Raw genomic sequence first — 432 nt, 5'->3', positions numbered from 1 at the left:
GGGGCCCTCTGCCCGGCCTGTCCGTCCGGCGCTCCCGCACCGAGACAGGTGAGGACCGCCCGGACCCGGCGATCGGTGCCCTCGTCCGCTCCCGCTGCGCCCCGCCCCTGCGCGCATACCGTCGCGGGGCGGGAATCAGGGGTGGTGCACCGTCACCGCGGTGACGACCAGGCCCTGGCGGACGATCCACCGGCCGTCGAAGTGGCCGAGGCGCCGGGAGCCCACCATGGGCCCCGGGACGAGCAGTTGGGCCCGGAAGCTCCCGGACGGCTCCGTGCCGGGGGCCGGATGGAGCACGATGTCCGCCTCCTCGAAGCCCAGCCACAGTCCCGTCAGCGGGAACCACGCCTTGTAGACGGACTCCTTCGCGCTGAACAGCAGCCGGTCCCAGTGGACGGCGGGCAGACGGGCGCCTGTCTCTTATACACATCT

The 432-nt window shown here is 73.1% G+C and carries 1 pseudogene; it reads right to left on the bottom strand.

Annotation, left to right across the window (positions count from 1 at the left end):
• Positions 1 to 135: 135 nt before the first annotated feature.
• Positions 136 to 432, bottom strand: a pseudogene (locus IH13_RS37555) (4'-phosphopantetheinyl transferase superfamily protein); the annotation flags it as partial.

Origin of the sequence: Streptomyces sp. NRRL WC-3549 (assembly GCF_000721935.1) — a bacterium.
GTDB lineage: Bacteria > Actinomycetota > Actinomycetes > Streptomycetales > Streptomycetaceae > Streptomyces.
This window is presented reverse-complemented; position numbering and strand designations above follow the sequence as displayed.